Below are 5,768 nucleotides of genomic sequence, written 5' to 3'. Positions count from 1 at the left end.
GAGTTCGATGCCCAGGTTGTACTGGCCCGTGCGCGAATCGACATTGTTCTGAACGAAACTCATGAAATTGAATGCATTGGAATTCAAGAACATTATTGTCATCTCCCATTCAAGATGAGCATTAGCGCTGCAGGCGCTCAGCGCGCGGCGGCGCGGCCGAGGTAATGACGCGCACACTGCGAAGTTCGTCGCGCTGGATGGTGCCATGCTTGGCAATCACCATGACCCCGATACCCTGTTCGATGAAATCGCCAACGGCATAGGTGTTCAGGTAAGTAATTTCTCCATTGTCCAATGCGGCATTGTTGCGTGTGGTCTTGAGTTCAATCCACCAACTGGCATCGTCCGGCGTGCCATTATTATTTCGGGTCAGGAGGATCTTTGTTGCCGACGGAAAACTGTTAAGTTCGATGAAGCGAGGGTCTTTGTCTTTACAATCCCCTTGGTTCATTCTCAATACGACAGTTTGATTGCTGCCGGCGTCCGGAATATGCAGGGAGCAGAAGTCGTTACTTTCTGTTGATTCCCTGATGATAATAACGCCCGTGGCATGCGTCTCTTTCTTGCCTTTCATGAGCACTCCCCTGATCACCTTGGATATCGTGGGTTTCACATAACAAGCCTGTACTGAGACTATGGCAATGTGCAGCGCCACGCACCTGTCAAAAATATCAGGTGCCACCTGTTGTGCTTTAGTACTCGAGGGCCGCGTCGACCTGGTAATTCTGCTAGTTGTCGCCTGTTGGCCGATTCGCTATTAATTCCTGCACCAGCTCCGCCACTAATCGTTTCTTGCATGATGGGGTAATGCGGCATGACGCTCATCAGTAACTTCGCCCACTGGTTTAAACGTGCGTCTGCCTCCACGTCACTGCGTGACGCAGGCCCAGAGAACAATGACCTGCCAAAACCTGAAGTAGAGGGTTTAACGCCGCACGATGAGATCGACTTGCTAGTGTTGGGCGACGAGGCGTTGATGACTCACATCAACTATCCCGGCATTCAGGGCGGAGATTTGCTTTTTCCACGCTGGGTGGGGGCTGCACCCGGAGGGGCGCTTTTTGACCATATCGGCAACCCTTATCGCGTGCCTGATGATGTCGATCCAGCAGTGGGTGTGGAGTACCTCATTGGCAACGATGTCGTGCAAGACGCTGCCGGTGGCTGGGCGTTCTACTCCTACCAGGTGCATGAAGCACGGCCCGAGCTGGAGTCTCTGCGGCGTTTTTGCTATGTGGGCGTGCGCCCACGGCCAGGCGCCGAAACCTTGTCGGTGGTCCTGGCCGCGCCGTCGCATGATTTGCTCGTAGCCCCGCAGGCACTGGGCTCCACGATGGCGCTGCTGATACCGCCCTATCAGGCCATGCAACCCGGCGATAGGGTTGCGATAACGTTAACGGGTGAGGACGATCGCGGGCGCCCGTACACATGGACAAAAAACCTCAATGTCGAGGTTCCTGGCAAACATTTGCAAGCCGCCGTGGAAAGAACCTGGCTGCGCAGGTTGGAGGGAGGGCACTTCGATGCCGAGTATGTCATTGCCTTCAAAGATGGCCATTCGGCCCCATCGCCAATACAGCGGTTTCGCGTGGATTCGTCGATTACACCGCCAACTCGTCTGCCACCGCCCAGCGTGGAAGGCCTTGACCCCGGTGAGCCCTTGGACCCTGCGCGTTTTCGCGATGGTTTGACGATCAGGATTGCACCTTACCCGGATGCGGGCATGGCTGTATCGGACCGTCTACTGCTGTATTGGCTGTCCAGTGATGACGTGTACCAGGTGTTGCGTGTTGACCCCAGTTCGATCGACAGCGGTGCCCTGATGTTCACCCTCGCACCCCGTTGGCTTATGAGCAGTCAGGGGCAGGCGGTAGCACTGGGTTACCAGTTCGCTCGCGAAGGCAGCAGCCTCGCCTCTGAGCTGCTGAACGTGCAAGTGCTGCGCTCGCGGGAGTTGCCAGCGCCGATAGTGCTTGATGCCGTGGCAGAAAACGACGGTGGTCGGTTGCCAGCTTACCTTGTCACCTCTGGCGCATTCGTGGATGTGCCTGATGAGGTCGACATTGCTGACGATGAGCACATCGAATTGCACTGGGAGGGGGATGCCGAGCGGGGACGGGAAATTGTTACCCAGCCGATCAATACCAACAGGCCACGCCGTTTTCTCGTAAGTGCGGGCAGCATTGCGGCGAACATGGAGCGTAATGAAAACGCCGTGGCGAAGCGGTTCAAGGTGTTCTATCGCCTGGTGCGGGATGACGGTAGCTATGTCGAGTCAGAGCACTTCATGCTGCGCATACTGCCTCTTGTGCCCGACGACTATCCGCGGCTTGCCTGCCCGGTCGCGAGGGGAGAGGATCTGTATCTGGGAGACGTCCCGAGAGGGGCCAGATGCACCCTCGATCCCTGGGTGTTCATTGCCGAAAAGCAATGGGTGACGGTGTGGGTCACAGGTGTTTTTCGCGCTGAGGTGGAAGAGGTTATATGGGACGCTGAAGTGACCACCCAGCAAGTCCGCAACGGCCTTGAACTACTCATACCCAGGGATCTGCTTGAGCAGCAAATGCTCAATGAAAGTTTGACTGTACATGCACATGTCAGTTTCGACGACAAATACCATTATTTTGAAATGCGCTCACTGCGCTTGACGCTGCGCGGCTGACGTTCACGTACACGCTGAAGAGCAGCAGGGCGACAATAATTGGAGAAGTTACCATGGCCAGAATGACCCATTCGCAATCCCTCGCTCATGTCGCGCAAGCCCCACGCACTCGCGGCTGGAGCGAATTATGTTTGGCCAGTGCGATGGCGCATGACAAATCCTGCCACAGTAAAGGGGCATGATCATGATCAACAATTCCAAGGAAGCCCTGCTGGCTCGTCTGGAAGAGGGTGATGTCATGCATGGCTGGGGCGCGATCGTGGCACTGGGCCGTGAGCCGCTCGAACAATTGCTCGAGCTGCGTTATCTCGAAGGCCTGAGCCAGTCGAATTTTCTTGAGCACATCACTGGCAGCTACTTTACCGACGGTCAGCGTAATGACCAGGCAGTGTTCGAAGGGCTGGTGCTGGGGCCACCACAGCTTTCCTTTGCTGGGGTCTCGGGGGCAGGAAATCGCTTGACGGTGATCATGCCGTTTATCTCTGGCGAATACGCGTCGTATTCACGGGTTGTTGCCCAGCCACCCAGGCTCAAGAGCAGCCATGGCCTTCGTGAAGAAATGGGTTACCACGTGCAGATGTCGGTTGCCTTGCTGACCGTCGATGATCCTGCAGCCAATCAGGCCCGGCTGGTGCTCGACCTGAGTCAAGCCGAAGAGTTTGTCACCAACCTGGGTGAAAGCGAGACGGCTCGGCGGGCCATGGGGCGCTTCATACAGGCTGAAATGGCGAAGCATGAGGTGTTCAACCATCAGTTCGTGCTCTTGACCTGTGAGCTTACCGGGCAGGATGCGCTCGCCGTGCGTGGCCTCAATGTGCGCACCCAGGCTGCACCAGAGGGCACGGGGCGTGAAGGTGATGGGGCCGCGATTGTGCAACTGGACCTGCGTGGCCGCCGCTTTGGCGGGACATGGCCGGGGCCAGGCGTGTTTCCTTATCTGCTGCCCGATGGCAGTCAAGGCGTGACGCTGCTGGCCGAGCAGTTGCGCGTTCCTTTGCTTGGGGAGCTTGCCGAGCGTTTGCTGCGGCACTTGAGCTTGCCGAAGGCGTGGCAGTTTGCCATGAAGGAGGAGCACACCCCACATGACCGGGTAGTGTTCGGGAGCATTGAGGCCAGTTCCGCAACGCGTCAGGTCGAGCCGATGCAAGCGCGCCTTGGCCGCGAACAGACCACGGATTTCAAGGTGCAAGGCCAGGCTGTGGCGCAATGGACAGCTAGGAACATCAACCACCCTCGGTCGACCGGGCAAATCAACGCGCAGGGGCAATACCAGGCGTCGGATATTGCGCACTTCGCACGGGAAAGTCAGGTCATCCTGGTCAGTGCGCAGCTGGGCGAAGAAGAACCCGGAAGCGTCAATGCCGCGCTGGTGGTCGAATCTATCGATTCTTTGGTGGTTACGCCACGGGTTGCGGTATGGCGTAGTGGGGAAAGAGCGATTGAGTTCAATGTTGCGGGTCGTGCTGGCCTGACCTGGGAACCGACGCTATACGGTGAATTGACCCTCCAGAGCGATGGCTCGCTAAGCTATGTGCCCCGTGAGCCTGAGCGGGTTCCTGCCGTCCTGTTGGAGCGCATCCGTCTCACTGATGGGATTAGGGGCGATACAGCCGAGGTCACGGTGGTGATTCTCGCCTACCCGGCTGTGCTGAGCGTCTTGCCATTCCACGTGCCTAAAGTGCCCCATGGCAGCTCGGTGCCCTTCGAGGTGCAAAACGACGAGGCCGATGCCTGGTTCGTGTTCGGCGAGGGGCACATCGACCTTGAGTCAGGCGTATACACGCCGCCGGAATCGCCTTCAACCTCGGTCGCCGTGGTCATGGCCAATATCCGTGACCGTGATGCGGGGTATGCCATCATCGAGCTGATGCGCGAGGACGCGCAGGTCTCGATGATCAGTGAACGCTACAAGAGAGTTTTGAACTTTACGGTGACGCCCGTGCCGATTAACGGCACCGTGGCCTATGCCAACGGGTTGCAGCAGATCGCCCTGGATATCGTCATCCAGACTGAGGACTTCCGCAACAGCGAGGGTGACTTGGTCAAGGATCCGGTCAGCGACCTTGAGCTGTCCACATTGAGGGTGCTCGCGGAGAACGGCAACCCGATCGAGTATGTGCTGGAGGGGGTGGAGGGCTTGGACCCGGCGCAAGGGCTGCGCTGGGGGTGGAGCAAGTCACGCAATCGCTATGACTATTACCAAGGGGCTCGGCAGGTGACGGCCAAGCCCATGGCAGATGAAGGCAAGGTCTCCTTGCGCGTATACGTGCAAAGCACTGAAGCCGAAATCAGGAAGTTCCATGCCGAGTTCAAGGGGTATGACAACCGTACGCAGAACTCAAGAACCATCGGCAAGGAGGAAGGTGAAGTCGAGTTGACCGGGCGCCCAACGCCTTTCTGGGCACTGAACAACTACGAATTCAAACCCAGGCGGGTTGCTTCAGAGGGAGGCAAGATCGTCGGGCAGGACACCTTCAACTTTTACAAGTACACCACTGACTATTGGGAACTCTCCGGTGCCACCCAAGAATATGGCAATCTCAGGTTTTACCAGGTCAGTTTTGACCATGCGTCGATCATTCGTTGGGAGAGCGAGCAGCTCGCCGAAACGTTCTGCAGTTACGTGGGGTATGCCTTCAGGCCGGTATTGCCACCCGGTTCACCTGGTGTGCCGTTGGGCGTTTCGTACGAGTCGGCCTTGGAACTGCTGACGCTAGAGCGCGCCGTGAACTACCACGGCAAGCTGGATTACAACCTCAAGCCAGGCGAGGACATTGCTCAAGGCACCCTGCTGTTGACGCTGGACAGGGTCTGGGACATGCCGTACTGGTACGACGGCATGGCGCCCGGTGGGGACTATCGCTCGTCCCTCGAAGGGGTCATGCGTTTCACGTTGATCGACCATCAGGGCAATCGGCACCAGTTGAATGTCAACTTCCTTCCTGAGGGTCAACCAGACAGCCGCAACCAGCTCGAACTCAGGATCGGGAGCGGGAATACAGCGGCCATTGACTCGGCGGTGCATTCCAACGCCTTCAACTTCATGAGCTTCATCGAGAATGGCGTCGACCCACGCACGGGCCAGTACAGCCTGGGTATTCAACTG

The 5,768-nt window shown here is 57.6% G+C and carries 3 protein-coding genes; 2 read left to right on the top strand and 1 reads right to left on the bottom strand.

Going from position 1 to position 5,768, the window contains the following annotated elements; all coding sequences use genetic code 11:
• Positions 1–121: 121 nt before the first annotated feature.
• The gene (locus NP534_RS25260) at positions 122–574 is read right to left on the bottom strand and encodes a hypothetical protein (RefSeq protein ID WP_274100522.1); all 453 of its coding nucleotides are present in this window, start codon (positions 572–574) and stop codon (positions 122–124) included.
• Positions 575–814: 240 nt separating this feature from the next.
• Between NP534_RS25260 and NP534_RS25255 the strand changes: the two genes are divergently transcribed.
• Both NP534_RS25255 and NP534_RS25250 read left to right on the top strand, forming a co-directional pair.
• The gene (locus tag NP534_RS25255; protein WP_274100521.1) at positions 815–2,662 is read left to right on the top strand and encodes a hypothetical protein; all 1,848 of its coding nucleotides are present in this window, start codon (positions 815–817) and stop codon (positions 2,660–2,662) included.
• A 184-nt stretch (positions 2,663–2,846) separates the two neighbouring features.
• Positions 2,847–5,768, top strand: a 2,922-nt coding sequence (locus tag NP534_RS25250; RefSeq protein WP_274100520.1) for a hypothetical protein, incomplete at its 3' end; no start/stop codon positions are given.

It is taken from the genome of Pseudomonas sp. 39004, from assembly GCF_028682155.1.
GTDB lineage: Bacteria > Pseudomonadota > Gammaproteobacteria > Pseudomonadales > Pseudomonadaceae > Aquipseudomonas > Aquipseudomonas capeferrum.
The sequence above is the reverse complement of the archived record's forward strand: the minus strand, read 5'-3'. Positions and strand labels throughout refer to the sequence as shown.

Excerpts from the sequence above, each read along its gene's own strand:
- NP534_RS25260 (WP_274100522.1), bottom strand. The coding sequence starts at position 574 with ATGAAAGGCAAGAAAGAGACGCATGCCACGGGCGTTATTATCATCAGG.
- NP534_RS25255 (WP_274100521.1), top strand. The coding sequence starts at position 815 with ATGACGCTCATCAGTAACTTCGCCCACTGGTTTAAACGTGCGTCTGCC.